At 62.8% G+C, this 14,947-nt stretch carries 15 protein-coding genes; 7 read left to right on the plus strand and 8 right to left on the minus strand.

Going from position 1 to position 14,947, the window contains the following annotated elements:
- Window positions 1–6 precede the first annotated feature (6 nt).
- The 6 genes from AAFM31_RS08350 to AAFM31_RS08375 all read right to left on the minus strand — a co-directional run bounded on the left by AAFM31_RS08350 (window position 7) and on the right by AAFM31_RS08375 (window position 6,068).
- Complete coding sequence (locus AAFM31_RS08350; protein ID WP_341707459.1) at window positions 7–405, minus strand: type IV pilin protein; 399 nt, start codon at window positions 403–405, stop codon at window positions 7–9.
- Entirely contained in the window at window positions 402–3,269 is a 2,868-nt protein-coding gene (locus AAFM31_RS08355) for a PilC/PilY family type IV pilus protein (RefSeq protein WP_341707460.1), read from the minus strand. The genes AAFM31_RS08350 and AAFM31_RS08355 overlap by 4 nt, the downstream gene beginning before the upstream one ends.
- Window positions 3,250–3,714, minus strand: coding sequence for a PilX N-terminal domain-containing pilus assembly protein (locus AAFM31_RS08360; RefSeq protein ID WP_341707461.1), 465 nt, complete (start codon window positions 3,712–3,714; stop codon window positions 3,250–3,252). The genes AAFM31_RS08355 and AAFM31_RS08360 overlap by 20 nt, the downstream gene beginning before the upstream one ends.
- Entirely contained in the window at window positions 3,707–4,480 is a 774-nt protein-coding gene (locus AAFM31_RS08365) for a hypothetical protein (RefSeq protein WP_341707462.1), read from the minus strand. Before AAFM31_RS08365 ends, AAFM31_RS08360 begins: the two co-directional genes overlap by 8 nt.
- On the minus strand, window positions 4,477–4,938 hold the full coding sequence (pilV, locus tag AAFM31_RS08370) for a type IV pilus modification protein PilV (RefSeq protein ID WP_341707463.1): 462 nt from the start codon (window positions 4,936–4,938) through the stop codon (window positions 4,477–4,479). Before pilV ends, AAFM31_RS08365 begins: the two co-directional genes overlap by 4 nt.
- Before the next feature lie 164 nt (window positions 4,939–5,102).
- Entirely contained in the window at window positions 5,103–6,068 is a 966-nt protein-coding gene (locus tag AAFM31_RS08375) for a 2-hydroxyacid dehydrogenase (protein ID WP_341707464.1), read from the minus strand.
- A gap of 64 nt (window positions 6,069–6,132) precedes the next feature.
- Here AAFM31_RS08375 and AAFM31_RS08380 point away from each other — a divergent pair, with 64 nt between their 5' ends.
- Entirely contained in the window at window positions 6,133–6,765 is a 633-nt protein-coding gene (locus AAFM31_RS08380) for a LysE family transporter (protein ID WP_341707465.1), read from the plus strand.
- 23 nt (window positions 6,766–6,788) lie between these two features.
- On the opposite strand, the gene hemH is transcribed toward AAFM31_RS08380, so the two are convergent.
- Both hemH and AAFM31_RS08390 read right to left on the minus strand, forming a co-directional pair.
- The gene (hemH, locus tag AAFM31_RS08385) at window positions 6,789–7,811 is read right to left on the minus strand and encodes a ferrochelatase (protein WP_341707466.1); all 1,023 of its coding nucleotides are present in this window, start codon (window positions 7,809–7,811) and stop codon (window positions 6,789–6,791) included.
- A 27-nt stretch (window positions 7,812–7,838) separates the two neighbouring features.
- Complete coding sequence (locus AAFM31_RS08390; RefSeq protein WP_341707467.1) at window positions 7,839–8,741, minus strand: TIGR01777 family oxidoreductase; 903 nt, start codon at window positions 8,739–8,741, stop codon at window positions 7,839–7,841.
- 194 nt (window positions 8,742–8,935) lie between these two features.
- Between AAFM31_RS08390 and AAFM31_RS08395 the strand changes: the two genes are divergently transcribed.
- The 6 genes from AAFM31_RS08395 to AAFM31_RS08420 all read left to right on the plus strand — a co-directional run bounded on the left by AAFM31_RS08395 (window position 8,936) and on the right by AAFM31_RS08420 (window position 14,944).
- Window positions 8,936–9,922 (plus strand): FAD-dependent oxidoreductase, encoded by a 987-nt coding sequence (locus AAFM31_RS08395; RefSeq protein WP_341707468.1) that lies wholly within the window; start codon window positions 8,936–8,938, stop codon window positions 9,920–9,922.
- Between the two features lie 120 nt (window positions 9,923–10,042).
- Complete coding sequence (locus AAFM31_RS08400) at window positions 10,043–11,008, plus strand: DUF523 and DUF1722 domain-containing protein (RefSeq protein ID WP_341707469.1); 966 nt, start codon at window positions 10,043–10,045, stop codon at window positions 11,006–11,008.
- A gap of 66 nt (window positions 11,009–11,074) precedes the next feature.
- Window positions 11,075–12,496 carry a deoxyribodipyrimidine photo-lyase gene (gene phrB / locus AAFM31_RS08405; RefSeq protein ID WP_341707499.1) on the plus strand — a complete coding sequence of 474 codons (1,422 nt, stop codon included), beginning with the start codon at window positions 11,075–11,077 and terminating at the stop codon, window positions 12,494–12,496.
- Window positions 12,493–12,924, plus strand: a complete 432-nt coding sequence (locus AAFM31_RS08410) for a nuclear transport factor 2 family protein (protein WP_341707470.1) — start codon at window positions 12,493–12,495, stop codon at window positions 12,922–12,924. Before phrB ends, AAFM31_RS08410 begins: the two co-directional genes overlap by 4 nt.
- A complete protein-coding gene (locus tag AAFM31_RS08415; RefSeq protein ID WP_341707471.1) occupies window positions 12,921–13,697 on the plus strand; it encodes an SDR family NAD(P)-dependent oxidoreductase in 777 nt (258 codons plus the stop codon). Before AAFM31_RS08410 ends, AAFM31_RS08415 begins: the two co-directional genes overlap by 4 nt.
- Window positions 13,697–14,944 (plus strand): FAD-dependent oxidoreductase, encoded by a 1,248-nt coding sequence (locus AAFM31_RS08420; RefSeq protein WP_341707472.1) that lies wholly within the window; start codon window positions 13,697–13,699, stop codon window positions 14,942–14,944. Before AAFM31_RS08415 ends, AAFM31_RS08420 begins: the two co-directional genes overlap by 1 nt.
- Window positions 14,945–14,947 lie beyond the last annotated feature (3 nt).

Below are 14,947 nucleotides of genomic sequence, written 5' to 3' on the forward strand. Positions count from 1 at the left end.
GCCCGCTCAGCGACGCCAGCAGCGATCATCTGCTGGCGTCCGCTGCCCCAGCTGATTCAAGCTGTAGGACGCACAAGCGTCACCCTCCATCGCACCGCCCACCAGCGCCTCAGCCGATAAAACATAACCCTGCGCCTGGCGCTGCACCGCCAGTCGATACACCGGCCGCCCACGCGCCGGGCTCTGCCGGTAAAGACCATCTATCTCGCCATCATCGTAACGACCTGAGCGGGCGTAATGGCGCTCAAGCCGTTGGGCATTTTCCAGCAACAACCCGGTGACCTCGACCCGCTGCGCCTTGCGCACGTGCCCGAGGTACGCAGGGTAGGCAACCGTCGCGAGCAGCCCCACAATCACCAATGCGACCAGCAGTTCGATCAGGCTGAACCCGTTACGACCGCTCATTGCAGCTGCCGCCAGTGAATACGGACCAGTCGACACTCGCCCTGCGCCAGCATCTCGGCCACAGCATGCGTACCGCTCAACAGGTAACGCTCCCCTTCGCAGCCTGGCGGCCGAGCTGTCGCCCCATCAAGCAGACGGGTCATCTGCAGTTCGCCCGGCATGCCGACATCCAGCTCAATGCCTCCGACACGGCCGTCGTCTTCGTCCAGCTGACGGTCGCGATCGGAGTCCAGCGTGATAAACGGCGGCGTGCTACCGTCGTCCAGCATCAACATCATCAGCCAGCCGGCACTGCTGGACAGGCAAGGATCGCTCGTCTCTGTCAACGGTATTGTCGTCATGAAGACCACCCGCCCACCTTGCACCATCGCCGGAGTCAGCACCCGCTCGGCCGAACGAGCGCCTACCGGGAGCGGCAGATACCAACCCGCCTGCCTGCCCCAGTCCACCGTCGCCTCGCTCACCTGTCGGGTGTGCGGGTCCAGGCCAGGCAACACGCGCTGCGCCTGCAGGTCGCTGGGCGTGATGATCTGCTCGACATCCGTTGGCTGACTGCGCACGGCATAGAAAGCCTGCGCAGCCCGGTTGCCCGGGTCGCCCAACGCCAGCAGCCGGCCACTGCCGATCAGCAGCACCTCCTGCTGCGCAGCTGCGCTGTAGTGCAGCACCGGCGCGGTAGTCAGCGGCTGGTCAGGCGCCGCCTGGAATAGCGGTGCACCACCGTTGCCCACCTGCCAGTCAGCCGGGTTTTCCGCCGCCAACTCAAACCGCCAAAGCTGGCCGTGCAGATCACCTGCAAACCCGGCAAGCAATTGCCCTGACGCGTCCAGCTGCAGCGCCAACGCCGACAAGCCGTTAGCACCGTCTTCATCCCTTCGATCAGGCAGGTCAATCTGGCGGAGCAGCGCGCCACTCGTCGCATCAACGACCAGCAGTGCGGCACCGCCCGCCGGGCTGCCATAGCCATTGCCGGTAAGCAGCAGCGAACGACCGCCGTGCTCGATCAACAGGGGCTCAGCATAGATATGCCCTAGCGCGCTCCAACCCGGCTCACGCGAGCTGCGCTCCCAGAGTACCCCCGGCTCCGCGTCTCCCACGGCCTGACCATACAGCCGCACCGCGATCAGACCGCGCCCGCCAGCGCCCAGCCCGGTCGCTGCCACTGTCTGCCAGACGCCATCCTGCTGCAGATCCGCCAGCGCAACCCGACCATCGACGCCAGCCCGGTGCCACTGGCCGGCAGCGTAGTCCGGCGCCGCCCAGTCCATTACGTTGGACAACAGACTGGCGGGCAGGTAGCTGTAGCGCCGCCCGCTACCAATCGCAACAACATGCAAAAAGCCGTCATTACTGCCAACCAGCATCAGATCACCCAGTCGCGCTCGCTCGCGCAGGTAGCGTTGATAACCATCGCTGTCCGACTCAGCCAACGCCGCCCCTGCGGGTAGTACCTTGGGGCCATAACGTCCGGGATCACCGAGCAAGCGTGCACGTGGGCGAAGCCCCGAAACGGCGTCGCCACTTAGCCACCGCAGCAGATGCTGCTCCCCGTCTGCAATCCCCGGCAGCAGTCGGGCTGCGGCCCGCTGCAAAATCAGCTGCTGCTCGGCGCTCACACTCTCGAATGCAGCTGCGTCCAACGTCACCGGCGCGGATGCCAATCCACCATCGGCTGGCCGCCAGGTTTGCATCCGTCCACGCGGCGCAGAGGCAGCAAATGCCGGATCCGTTGTCCAGACCATAGACACCGGCTCCCCCGCCTCGCTCAGTTCCCAGAACTGAACCTCTCCACTCCATCCCAGTGGATGCTGATAGACGCGCATCAACAATGGTGCCCCATCGGCCAGCTGTAACCCATCCACCTGCCGGTTCAGCAGCGTACGCGGCTGAGTCGACTGCCCGACCATGTGGGTCAGGGCCGCAGCCAGCTGTCCGGCATCATCGACTGTTCTGTAGACCCCACCACCAGCCCTCGCCGCCGCCAGCAGACGGGGATCATCAACACCGAAGCCAAGCACATGGGTACGCAGGTTTTGCCGGGCAAACAGCGGGTCATCCCAACTCATTCCTGCGGCATCCTGACCACCCGACCGCAAATCCAGCTCGCGCGCAAAGGCAGCCATATCATCAAGGTAAAAGGTGCTACCCGGCTGTTGCCTGTCGCTATTCGACACATCGTTACCGGGATCCCGGTCCCAATCAGGTAAACCAAATACGCCGCTGTCTGGCAGAGCTCCGGCCGGGTCCTGTGCAATGGAAGCGGGGAACTGATCATCGTAGGTCGGCAAGCCATCGGTGACGACCAGCGCTGCATTAGGCTGACAACGCCACAGTAACGGGCTTTCGTAGGCAGGTTGGTCCGCGTTGTAGAACGAGTCCATGCCGCGCAGGTAACGGCTGATCTCGTAATGGGTTTCGGCCAGCGGCGTCCAGGTATAGCGATCTGGATCGCCGCCAGTATCTGGCGCCAGGCGGTCAAGGGCCTGCTCAAGTCGCAGCAGTTGCTGGTCTCCGGCGTCACCTGGTTTGATGTCCGCGACCTCAACTAGTAACCGGCCACCCGCGGTATCGCGCAGGGTCCCTTGCCCGGCCGAAGGGTTGAAGCTGAACAACCCAAAGCGCTGCTGCCGATTTTCGCGCAGCAACTGCCGAATCGCCTCGCGTGCTACCTGTAATCGGCTTTGATCACCGGCGGCGGTCATCGCCATACTGCTGGAACTGTCGAGCAGGATCACCACGTTGGCCGGCACCGCCGCACCGGGCAAGTAGGGACTGCTCAGCGGCTCAAATCCCGCGGCCGAGGAGCTCAAGAGTACGCCCAATGCAGCACCGCACCAGCGCCGACTAACGCAGGGTAAGCGCATAGGTGGCCTCCAGCGTATGCTCACTGCGTCCGGCCCGCGCGCGCACCGCTAGGCGGTACAGGCGACTGTTACCAGTGACGCTGATCTGAGCCGGAACACGGCTACTACCAAGCCAATCGACTCGATACCACAACTCCACCGGCCCTGAGCTTGCGAGCTGGCTCCAGCGTTCAGGCGCTCCAGCAACAACGTCCTCCAGCTGCACACTGCAGGAAATGCCGTTACACCGCTCTGGGGGTACCTCCAATGCTCCGGTGACGAGTTGCCTTTCCAGAATACGCAACGCCCCCTCCGCCGCTTGAAAGCTGCGTGTTGCCAACATCAGATTGGCCGCCTGCTGTTGCTGCACCCTTGCCGAGTTGCTTGCTGCAAGCGCTCCGACAGTGGTGACCAGCAGGCAGATCAGCGCCAGCGGTAAGGTCGCCCCCCGTTGCGCCTTAATCATGCCGATAACCATCCGGGCGATTGCGCAGACGCGTCACCTGACGAAACGCCAGATCACGCGTGCGACTGGCGGCAGCACGGCCCATGTCTGCCGCCAATACTAGGTGCACCCGTACACTGCGAAGCCGTGTCTGATCTGCGTCAGCCAACGCCCTCTGGTAACGGCCTGTCACCCCTGCCGCCTGCGCGTCCGCAGCCAGGCCGAAACTCAGCGTAAACCGCGCCACCTGCTCGATCAGGGTTTCGTAATTCCCGGTCCCATTGAGACGCACCTGAACGCGACCGCTCTGCTCGCGGTATTCCAGCTGCCGCAATGGCACGACCCAATCGCCCGGCAAGACCGTCAACGCCTCTCTTTCACCCAGTGCCACCCGCCGTTGGCAATCGCCTGCCAGCAGCCAGCGCGCACCGAAGTCCGATGCACGCAGCGCCTGTGGTTGATTGCTTGAGAACCGCGATGGGACTGCCGTAATCAGGCTCAGCACGCCTCTGTCGAACCGCACAGGCTGGGCGAGCTCGGGCGGCAGGCCAGCTGGCAGTGCTCGCTGCAGATCCAGACAACCGTAACTTCCTGCAGCGCGCAGATCGCGAGCCAGACGCCCCAGTAGATAACGCGCATCTTCCTGCTGACTGGCGCTCTGCTGCTGCAGCGCCCAGCTGTCGCGACTGCTACTCAGGAATTGCACCAAGGCCAATACCAGGGTCAAGCCGAGCAACATGGCGACCATCAGTTCAACCAGGCCAAAGCCACGCACCGGCAACCTCACGCGCCACCTCCGAGTTGCACCACCAGCAGCAGTTCATCGTCAGCGCCAGCGTCAATCCGCGCCTGCGACCACCTGATCCGGATCCTCACCAGCGCCTCGTCAACCTGCACCAGAGCACTGCCTTGCGGCAAGCTGCAGGTTACTCCGGCAGCAAAGTCGAGACGGTCTTGGCCAAGCACGGAAAGCGGGACAGCAGATTCGGCGACGCAGTCGCCCGCGACGACACCGGCGTAGGACGCCAGTTGCCCCGGATTGGCGCGCATGCGTTCCAGCAAGTCAGTTGCCAGCAGGCTGGCCTGGACACGATAGGCACTATCCTGAGTAAAACGCAGGGCATTGAGCTGCAGAGCTGCCGCGCCGAGTACGCCTAGCGCAACCAGCAGCAATGCAACCAGCACTTCAATAAGAGAAAAGCCACACTGCGCCCGAGCGGACGCAGTGTGAAAGGGGAATGCCATGACGGCTGAATCCTTGTGCCAAATCCATTTGGCGGATTCGCCGGACGCAGGGTACGCGGCGAACGTCATCCGTTGACGCCCGCCAGCTTAGGCTGACCTGCCCCTAATCACCCCACCCGAATGGGTGAGCGTCGCCACTCCAATGAGATGACGATAACACCCGATCAGGAGTTGACCTGACGTTGCGGCGCACCGCTGCTGAAGCTGCGCAAATTAGCCTCTAGCTGTCCAACAATGCGCTGGCGGGCTTCGCGACTACCCCAGGCACTGTGGGGTGTGATGACCAGATTCGGCAGCGTGGCATCAAGTAGCGGGTTGCCATTGACCGGCGGCTCGACAGTCAGCACATCGCAGGCAGCGCCACCGAGATGGCCGCTGCGTAACGCATCGGCGAGCGCCAGCTCATTGACCAGGCCACCACGCCCAGTGTTGATCAGCAGACTTCCCTGCTTCATCGATGCCAATTGCGCGGCACCAATCAGGTCGCGGGTCTGCTCGGTCAGCGGACAATGCAGGCTGAGCACATCGACCTGCGGCAGCAGGTCGGCTACCGATGGCCGCCCTGGCTGCTCACGGCCCGGCAGGGCACCGACCAGTACGCGCATGCCGAAGGCCTCAGCCAAACGACCGACCGCCTGCCCCAGTTCGCCAAACCCAAGGATGCCCAACGTACGACCGGACAGCTCGCCGATCGGATAATCGAGCAGACAAAACTGACTGCTGCGCTGCCAGGCACCCTCTCGCACCGCCTGCCGATAGGACTCGAAGCGGGTGATCAACACCAGCATCAACATCAAGGTGTGCTGGGCGACCGCCGGAGTGCCGTAGGCCTGGCAGTTGCAGACCACAATTCCCAGCTCGCGCGCGGCCTGCAGATCGACATTGTTAGTGCCGGTGGCAGCGATCAGGATCAGCTTCAATTGCGGATTGGCCTGCATGAGCGCTCGGTCGATCACCACCTTATTGGTAATCACCACCTGCTGCCCCGCCATGCGCTCGGCGGCTTCGGCTGGCGTGGTTCCCGAGTAGCTGGTGAAAGACGCACAAGCGGCCTCAAGTGCACTGAGGTCGAGGTCGCCAAGATCCAACGTGGCACGATCAAGAAAAACGGTGGAGAGTGCATTTTGCATGCTGACTGTACCTGTCTGCAGCCGCCTCCAGCGGGTAACATTGCCGGCCCAGAGGAGAGTGCACATGTATCTGAATGAATTCCTGCTGGTGGCGTTGGTCCACCTGCTGGCGGTGATCAGCCCCGGCCCCGATTTTGCCGTCGTAATTCGCAACAGCGTCAGCGGCGGTCACCGTATCGGCTTGTATACAGCTGTCGGGATCGGTATCGGCATTTTTGTGCACGTTACCTACTCACTGCTGGGGATCGGCCTGATTGTGTCGCAGTCGGTCTGGCTGTTCAATCTGATGAAGCTGCTGGCAGCCGCTTACCTGCTGTACATCGGCTTCCGCGCCCTGCGTGCGCAGCCGGCGTCTGCCGAACAACCCATGTCCGCGGGCAAGCAGCTGAATGCCAGACAAGCATTCATTCAGGGCTTCATTACCAACGGCCTGAATCCGAAGGCAACGCTGTTCTTTCTGTCGGTGTTTACCGTGGTCATCAGCCATGACACGCCACTGCTGGTGCAGGCGGGTTACGGCGTGTATCTGGCCCTGGCGACCGGCGCCTGGTTCTGCCTGGTCGCAATGCTGTTCAGCCGCGACGCTGTGCGCCGTGCCTTCAACCGTCTCGGCCACTGGTTCGACCGCCTGATGGGCGGGGTGCTGATTGGTCTCGGCCTACACTTGGCCCTGTCACAGTGGGTGAAGCGCGGCTGATACGCCTCACCCGTGCTCCGCGCTCAGGCCATTGCTGGCGTCTCACGCGCCCAGTTTGCCAACACCTCGATCCATTGCGGCTGATCATTAAGACACGGGATCAGCACCAGCTCCTCGCCGCCCGCTTCGATAAACTGCTCGCGGGCGCGATCACCGATCTCTTCCAGCGTCTCGATACAGTCGGCCACAAACGCCGGGCAGGCCACCAACAGGCGCTTGACGCCCTTTGCTGCCAATTCGTCGATTCGAGCCTCGGTGTAAGGCTCAATCCATTTGGCCCGCCCGAGTCTGGACTGGAATGCCTGCGACCACTGCTCGGCGCCCAGCCCCAGCGCCGCCGACAGTTCCCGGCTCACATGGCTGCAATGCGCCCGGTAACAGGTCGCGGTGGCAGCCGAAGCCCGCTCGCAACAGTCGCCGCTGGCTAGGCAGTGCGAACCAGTCGGGTCGGCCTTGCGCAAATGACGCTCGGGCAAGCCGTGATAGCTGAGCAGCAGATGGTCAAATCCTTGCTCCAGATACGGCTGCACCGACTGCGCCAGCGCGGCAATGTAGTCAGGCCGGCTGTAGAAGGCCGGCACCACGTTCAACTTGATATCCAGCCCGTGCTTGGCGATAACCCGCCGCGCCTCTTCGACAGACGTCGTAATGGTGCTATCGGCGTGCTGCGGGTACTGCGGCATGAACAGAACTTCACGCAGCCCCGGACGCTTGGCCAGCGCCAGCAGGCCACTTTCAATCGAGGGCTCGCCATAGCGCATAGCCAGCTCGACCGGCATATCCAACTGCTGCTGCAACGCCTGCTGCACCCGACGGCTGATGACGACCAGGGGTGAGCCCTCATCCCACCAGATAGAGGCATAGGCATGGGCCGAGGCCTTCGGACGGGTGGCCAGAATCAGGCTTACCAGCAGGCGTCGGGCCGGCCACGGCAGATCGATAACATAGGGATCCATCAGGAACTGGTTCAAATAGCGCCGCACATCCGCTACATCCGTGCTCTTCGGCGAGCCCAGATTAACCAGCAACACCCCACGATCAGACATCAATTCACTCCAGCAAACAAAACAAGGTCACTTCGCCCTCTGCAGCACATCCGCAAGCGCGGTCTCCAGATGGCGAAAACGAAAACTGAAATCGGCTTCCAGCGCACGCCCCGGCGACACCCGCTGCCCGACCAGCAACAATCGGGACATTTCCCCCAGGGCCAACTTCAACACCCAGCCGGGTGCCGGCAGAAACGCCGGACGATTGAGCGCCCGCGCCAGCTCGGCGGTAAATTCACGATTACTGACCGGGCTTGGTGCAGTGCCGTTGTATACCCCCCGGCAATCCGGCGACTCCATCAGCCACTGCAACATGGCCTCGATGTCCTGATGGTGAATCCAGGACATATACTGCTGGCCAGAACCGATGCGGCCACCCAAACCCAGACTGAACGGCAGTCGCATGCGTTGCAGAAAGCCTCCGTCCGGCGCCAGCACCAGGCCAATGCGCAGAATACACACGCGGATACCGTAGGACGCGGCACGCTTGGCAGCGTGCTCCCACGCATCACAAAGGGTGTGAGTGTACTCCACCCGCGCCGGGCTCGCCTCGGTCAGCAGCTGATCACCACCATCGCCGTACCAGCCAATCGCAGAGGCACTGACCAGCACCTGCGGACGCTGTGGCCTGCGCCCCAGCCAATGCACCAGCTCCTCGGTCAAGGTCACCCGGCTGTCCCACAGCAGCTCTTTGCGGGCATCCGTCCAGGGCCGATCGGCAACCGGAGCACCCGCGAGGTTAATCACGGCATCAAGCGGCTCGTCGTTCACTTGATCCAGGCTGGCGATTCCTCGCACCGCATCACCGCACAGCGCAGGCACCTGAGCTGGCCGGCGACTCCAGACCACCACTTCATGCCCGGCGTCGAGCAACTGTTGACACAAACGCCGGCCAATAAGACCGGTTCCTCCAGTCAGTAATACCTTCATCCTCGGCCTCCCTGATGCATACGGGTCAGTTGGCCCGCTGCACTCTCGCACGCAGAACACCAGCCACCGACGACAGCCCCAAGAGACGAAACACTATCGTCAGGCGCCCCAATGCTATACAAAAGAAAAAACTTGTATAGCCTTTTACGGCCTTTTGCCTATCATCGGTACAACATTCAACATCAGGAACCCGCATGTCCCTACCTACCAGCGTAGCCATAATTGGCGCCGGCATGGCCGGTATCAGTGCCGCCCGTCAGCTGAAAGAAGCCGGTGTAGCCGTCGAACTGTTCGACAAAAGCCGCGGCACTGGCGGCCGCATGAGCAGCAAGCGTACCGATCACGGCGAATTTGATATTGGCACCCAGTATTTCACCGCCCGGCACGGCGCCTTCCGTGCGGAGGTCGAGCGCTGGCACGCCTCCGGCTGGGTCGATACCTGGCAGCCCAACCTGTACCGCATCGACGAGCAGGGCATGCAGCCGTCCACTGACGAACAACATCGCTATGTCGGCAGTCCGCGCATGACCGCTCTTAGCCGCGCGCTGTTGGAAGACCTGCCGCTGCACAACTCTGTGCGTATCACCGCGCTGGACAAACACGAGCAAGGCTGGCTGCTCACCGACGCCGACGGCAACCACTACGGCCCCTTCGACCGGGTCGTCGTCGCCACGCCTGCGCCGCAGGCCGTGCCCCTGCTGAGCGCTGCCCCGCAGCTTGCCAAAGCCGCCGAGCAAATCGGCATGGAGCCCGGCTGGGCCGTGTCTGTGAGCTTCGCGACCCCGTTGAACACCCCGGTCGAAGCAGCCTTCGTACGCACGGGTCCGCTGGATTGGATCTGCGCCAACCACAGCAAACCTGGCCGCAGTGCAGCATGCACCTGGGTTCTGCAATCTACCCCGCAGTGGGCGGCTGCCCATCTGGAGACACCACCAGCCAAGGTCGCGGACCTGCTGCTTGAAGCGCTTGGCGAAACGCTGCACACCGCGCTTCCCGCCACCACCCTGGTGCACGCCCACCGTTGGCTTTACGCGCGCCCGGCCGAGGACAGCGAATGGGGCGCACTCGCGGCCCCCGACCTGGGCCTCTATGTCTGCGGCGACTGGTGCCTGGCCGGTCGATTGGAAGGCGCCTGGCTGAGCGGCCGGCACGCCGCCCACGCGGTTCTCGGCCAGCACTGAGCAGCTAAAAACCCGTTCGCCTGCCCAACCAGCAGACGGACGGTTAAAAAACTTGTACAAAAATCCTTAAATCGCGCTTATCCTTGTACAACAAGCAAAATGCTGTACAGGAGATAAGCCATGCAAACCGCTTCCACTGCGCGTATTCCGGTCGGCATCAGCCAGTGCCTGATCGGCGACCCTGTGCGCTTCAACGCCGGGCACAAGCACTCGCGACTGTGTACCGATCAATTGGGCTCCCTGTTCGACCTGCGTCCGGTTTGCCCGGAGGTAGCCATCGGGCTCGGCACGCCGCGTAAACCGATTCGCCTGGTTGGCAATCCGGAGGCACCTCGCGCCGTGGGTACCGTCGACAGCAGTCTCGATGTGACCGACGCTCTGCAGCAATACGCCGATGAGGTCAGCGCGCGCAGCCAGGATCTGTGTGGTTTTATCTTCATGCAGAAGTCGCCCAGTTGCGGGATGGAGCGGGTGAAAGTCTACGAGCCCAATGGCCACCCCGCCCCTGCCACCGGCCAAGGCGTGTTTGCCGCCCGACTGATGCAGCACAACCCGCTCCTGCCAGTGGAAGAGGAAGGCCGTCTGCACGATCCGGTCCTGCGGGAGAATTTCGTCACCCGCGTGATCGTCTACGCTGATTGGCAAGAGCTGCTGCGCGAAGGGATCAGCGCCAGCCGTCTGCTGGCCTTTCACGCTCGGCACAAATACCTGCTGATGGCCCATCAGGCACCCAGCTATCGCCGCATGGGCCAACTGCTGGCCAACCCGGGGAGAGGCGACGACTTGCGACAGACCGCAGCAGCGTACTTCAGCGAGCTGATGAGCGCGCTACGTCGGCCGGCCAGTCGGCGCGGCCACAGCAACGTGCTGCAGCACGTTGCCGGCCACTTCAAACGGGTCCTGAATTCGCCGGAGAAGGCTGAAATGCAGCAATTGATCAGCCGCTACCGCAGCGGCGTGGTGCCGCTGGTCGTGCCTATTACGCTGCTCCAACACCACCTTCTGCGCCACCCCGACCCCTACCTGCAACAACAGGCGTACCTGCAGCCGCATCCGCCAGAACTCAGCCTGCGCAACGCGATCTAGCCTAATAGACAGAAGGAGGGCCAGGTAAACGGCCCTCCTGAAAGGGAGAGTGACTTGAGTAACAACGTGCAACTGTGCTGGCTGCGAACCGACCTGCGCATTACCGACAACCATGCTCTCTGGCACGCCAGTCAGCGCGGCCCGGTCACCGCCGTGTACGTGGTCACGCCGAACGACTGGCAGGCCCACGACGACGCCGCGATCAAGGTCGACTTCTGGCGGCGCAACTTGCAGGCGCTCGCCAGCGAACTGCAGCAACTGCAGATACCGCTGCAACTGCTGCATGCCGAGCGCTGGAGCGACTGTCCGGCACTGCTGCTCGACCACGCACGTGCCGTCGGCGCCAGCAGTCTGCACTTCAACGACGAGTATGGCATTCACGAACAGCAGCGCGACGACGCCGTCAGCCAGGCTTTCTCGGGCGCGGGGCTGAACTGCCAGCGCTACACCGATCAACTGCTATTCGCCCCAGGCACTCTGACCACCCAAAGTGGCGGCATGTACAAGGTCTACAGCCAGTTCCGCCGCCAGGCTTATAGCCGCCTGCACCAGCACCTTCCAGCACTGCTGCCGGCCCCTGCCAAACAGCAGCCTCTGGAAATCGAGAGCACTGTCGTTCCGGATCACTTCGGCGACTTCACGCCCGCCGGCCCAGAACTCGAGCAACGCTGGCCTGCCGGTGAGCAGGCTGCCGCTGAACGCCTGCGGCATTTCAGCACGCAACTGATTGAAGACTACGCCGAAGACCGCGATCGCCCGGACCTGGACGCCACCAGCCGCCTGTCCCCCTACCTTGCCGCTGGTGTGCTGTCGCCGCGTCAGTGTCTGCACGCTGCGCTGCAGGCCAACCGCGGCGAGTTTGACGGCGGCAACCCCGGCGCTGTCAGCTGGATCAACGAACTGCTCTGGCGCGAGTTCTACAAACACATTTTGGTGTGCTACCCGCGGGTATCGCGCCACCGCGCGTTCAGACCGGAAACCGAGGCGGTGGCCTGGCGCAACGACCCGGAAGGCCTTGCGGCGTGGCAACAGGGCCGAACCGGTATCCCGCTGGTCGACGCCGCCATGCGGCAACTGCTGGCAACCGGCTGGATGCATAACCGCCTGCGCATGGTCAGTGCCATGTTCCTGACCAAGAATCTGCTGATCGACTGGCGCGAGGGCGAGCGCTGGTTCATGCAGCATCTGATTGACGGCGATCTGGCTGCCAATAATGGCGGCTGGCAGTGGAGTGCTTCGACCGGCACCGACGCTGCGCCCTACTTTCGCGTTTTCAATCCGGTCAGCCAGTCCGAAAAATTCGATCCGGACGGCAGCTTCATCCGCCAGTGGGTCCCGGAACTGGCGCACCTGCCAGCCCGCCAGATCCACTTACCCCCCAGCGGTGACCTGTTCTCCGGCGGCTCCTATCCGGCGCCTATCGTCGACTTACGTAGCAGCCGCCAGCGCGCCATTGACGCATTCCGTAATGCAGGAGAACCGGCATGATTGAACGCAGCCTGATCGAGAATTTTGCTCACCAGTTTGCCGCCGTCGATCGCGACAACCTGCATTTGCTCGAGCAGATCTATCACCCTGAGGTGCATTTCAGTGACCCGATTCACGAGGTGTTCGGGCTGGCCGCGTTGCAGAGCTACTGCGCCAGCCTGTACGAGAACGTTATCGCGCTGCACTTCGACTTTACCCAGCTTAGTCCGATCGACCATGAGCAGGCCCTGCTCTGCTGGACAATGACCTACCAGCACCCCCGGTTGGCCGGTGGGCAGGAAATCCGTGTCCCTGGCGTGAGCCAGGTCTGGTTCCGTGAGGGCAAGGCGTATCGCCACCTGGACCACTACGACGCCGGCGCCCTGCTATACGAACACGTACCGGTACTCGGCACTCTGATCCGTTGGCTAAAGAGGCGACTGACATGAATCCACAACGCAGAATTTGGCTGACCGGCGCATCCAGCGGGATTGGCCTTGCACTGGCCGAACTACTGGCGGCAGACGGCCATCGACTGGCCCTGACCGCTCGCCGCCGCGAGCCGCTACTCACCCTCGCTGCCCGCTACCCGGGACAGATTCTGGTGATCAGCGCCGACCTGACCGATCGCGACGCGGTAGCCGAGGCAGTCGAGCACATCGATGCCAGCTGGGGCGGGCTGGACTGGGCCATTCTCAATGCCGGCGCCTGCGAGTACATGGAGCTTCCGACATTTTCGGCCAGCCTTGTCGAGCGCGTCATGCAGGTCAACGTACTGGCCACTGCCAACTGCATCGAGGCAGCCCTGCCGCTACTGCGCCGAGGCAGTCAGCCGCGTCTGATCGCCGTTGGCAGCAGCGTTACTTATCTGCCGCTGCCGCGCGCCGAGGCCTACGGCGCGTCCAAAGCCGCGCTACGCTATCTGATGCAATCGCTGGAACTCGATCTGGCCGACGAGGGTATCGCCACGACACTGGTCAGTCCCGGTTTCGTCGATACGCCGATGACGGCCGCTAACGACTTCCCGATGCCGATGCAGATCAGCAGCACAAAGGCTGCGCAACGGATCCTTATCGGTCTGGAACGTGGTCAGCGGGAGATTCGCTTTCCCGGCCGATTCATCGTTGTGCTCCGCCTGTTGGCAGCACTGCCGGACTGGCTGCGCGTAGCGCTCACCCGGCGCCGAAGAACCTCCGCCACCCGACACCAAGAGGTGCACTGATGCGTATTGCGATTGTCGGAAGCGGTATTTCCGGCCTGGTTACAGCCTACCTGCTGTCCCGTCGCCACGAGGTGACGGTATTCGAAGCCGGCGATTGGATCGGCGGGCATACCCATACCGTTGACGTCGAAATCGACCAGCAGCGTCATGCCATCGATACCGGCTTCATCGTCTTCAACGACTGGACCTACCCGAACTTCATTCGTCTGCTCGAGCAACTCGGCGTGGCATCACAGCCAACCGAAATGAGTTTTTCAGTATCGGATCCGCGCAGCGGCCTGGAATACAACGGCAACAACCTCAATACCCTGTTTGCCCAACGCAGTAATCTGGTGTCGCCCGGCTTTCTGCGCATGCTGGCAGACATTCTGCGTTTCAACCACAAAGCGGTAGCCGATCTCGAGGCCGGCGGCCTGGACGCGCAACTGACGCTCGGCGACTACCTGCGCCAGCAGCGTTACAGCAAGCGCTTCATTGACCACTACATCGTGCCGATGGGCTCGGCGATCTGGTCAATGTCACTGCGTGACATGCTCGACTTCCCGTTGGCGTTCTTCATCCGCTTCTTCCGCAATCACGGCCTGCTGTCCGTGAACGAACGGCCGCAGTGGCGAGTAATCAAGGGTGGCTCGCGCAGCTACGTACCCTCCCTGACCGCTCCCTTTGCCGACCGCATCCGTCTGAACTGCCCGGTGCAGAATATTCGCCGCGATGACACCGGAGTGACCCTGCTCAGTCGTCAGGGAGAGGAACGCTTCGACCGGGTAGTACTGGCTTGTCACAGCGACCAGGCGTTGCAGCTGCTCGAGCAACCAAGCGATGAGGAACAGGCGATTCTCGGCGCCATTCGATACGCCGACAACGACGTGGTACTGCATACCGATACGCGCCTGCTGCCCAAACGCCAGCTGGCATGGGCAAGCTGGAACTACCGCCTGGGTGGCGACCCCAGCCAGCCCGCGGCGCTGACCTACAACATGAATATCCTGCAGGGCATCGAGGCATCGCGCACCTTCTGCGTCAGTCTGAACCAGACCGACCAGATCGACCCAGCGCAAATTCTCGGCCGCTTTACGTACGCACACCCACAGTTCAGTCTGGCCGCCAGCAACGCTCAGCAGCAATGGAAAAGCCTGCTGGGCAAGCAGCACACCTTCTTCTGCGGTGCCTGGTGGGCCAACGGCTTTCACGAGGACGGCGTGGTCAGCGCACTAAGGGTGGCTTCCCACTTCGGAGAGGCGCTCTGATGG

It is taken from the genome of Halopseudomonas sp. (genome assembly GCF_038130085.1).
GTDB lineage: Bacteria > Pseudomonadota > Gammaproteobacteria > Pseudomonadales > Pseudomonadaceae > Halopseudomonas.

What these genes read in the sequence shown, in the direction of transcription:
- AAFM31_RS08350 (WP_341707459.1), bottom strand. Translation starts at nt 405, where the DNA reads ATGAGCGGTCGTAACGGGTTCAGCCTGATCGAACTGCTGGTCGCATTG.
- AAFM31_RS08355 (WP_341707460.1), bottom strand. Translation starts at nt 3,269, where the DNA reads ATGCGCTTACCCTGCGTTAGTCGGCGCTGGTGCGGTGCTGCATTGGGC.
- AAFM31_RS08360 (WP_341707461.1), bottom strand. Translation starts at nt 3,714, where the DNA reads ATGATTAAGGCGCAACGGGGGGCGACCTTACCGCTGGCGCTGATCTGC.
- pilV (WP_341707463.1), bottom strand. Translation starts at nt 4,938, where the DNA reads ATGGCATTCCCCTTTCACACTGCGTCCGCTCGGGCGCAGTGTGGCTTT.
- AAFM31_RS08375 (WP_341707464.1), bottom strand. Translation starts at nt 6,068, where the DNA reads ATGCAAAATGCACTCTCCACCGTTTTTCTTGATCGTGCCACGTTGGAT.
- AAFM31_RS08380 (WP_341707465.1), top strand. Translation starts at nt 6,133, where the DNA reads ATGTATCTGAATGAATTCCTGCTGGTGGCGTTGGTCCACCTGCTGGCG.
- hemH (WP_341707466.1), bottom strand. Translation starts at nt 7,811, where the DNA reads ATGTCTGATCGTGGGGTGTTGCTGGTTAATCTGGGCTCGCCGAAGAGC.
- AAFM31_RS08390 (WP_341707467.1), bottom strand. Translation starts at nt 8,741, where the DNA reads ATGAAGGTATTACTGACTGGAGGAACCGGTCTTATTGGCCGGCGTTTG.
- AAFM31_RS08395 (WP_341707468.1), top strand. Translation starts at nt 8,936, where the DNA reads ATGTCCCTACCTACCAGCGTAGCCATAATTGGCGCCGGCATGGCCGGT.
- AAFM31_RS08400 (WP_341707469.1), top strand. Translation starts at nt 10,043, where the DNA reads ATGCAAACCGCTTCCACTGCGCGTATTCCGGTCGGCATCAGCCAGTGC.
- AAFM31_RS08410 (WP_341707470.1), top strand. Translation starts at nt 12,493, where the DNA reads ATGATTGAACGCAGCCTGATCGAGAATTTTGCTCACCAGTTTGCCGCC.
- AAFM31_RS08415 (WP_341707471.1), top strand. Translation starts at nt 12,921, where the DNA reads ATGAATCCACAACGCAGAATTTGGCTGACCGGCGCATCCAGCGGGATT.
- AAFM31_RS08420 (WP_341707472.1), top strand. Translation starts at nt 13,697, where the DNA reads ATGCGTATTGCGATTGTCGGAAGCGGTATTTCCGGCCTGGTTACAGCC.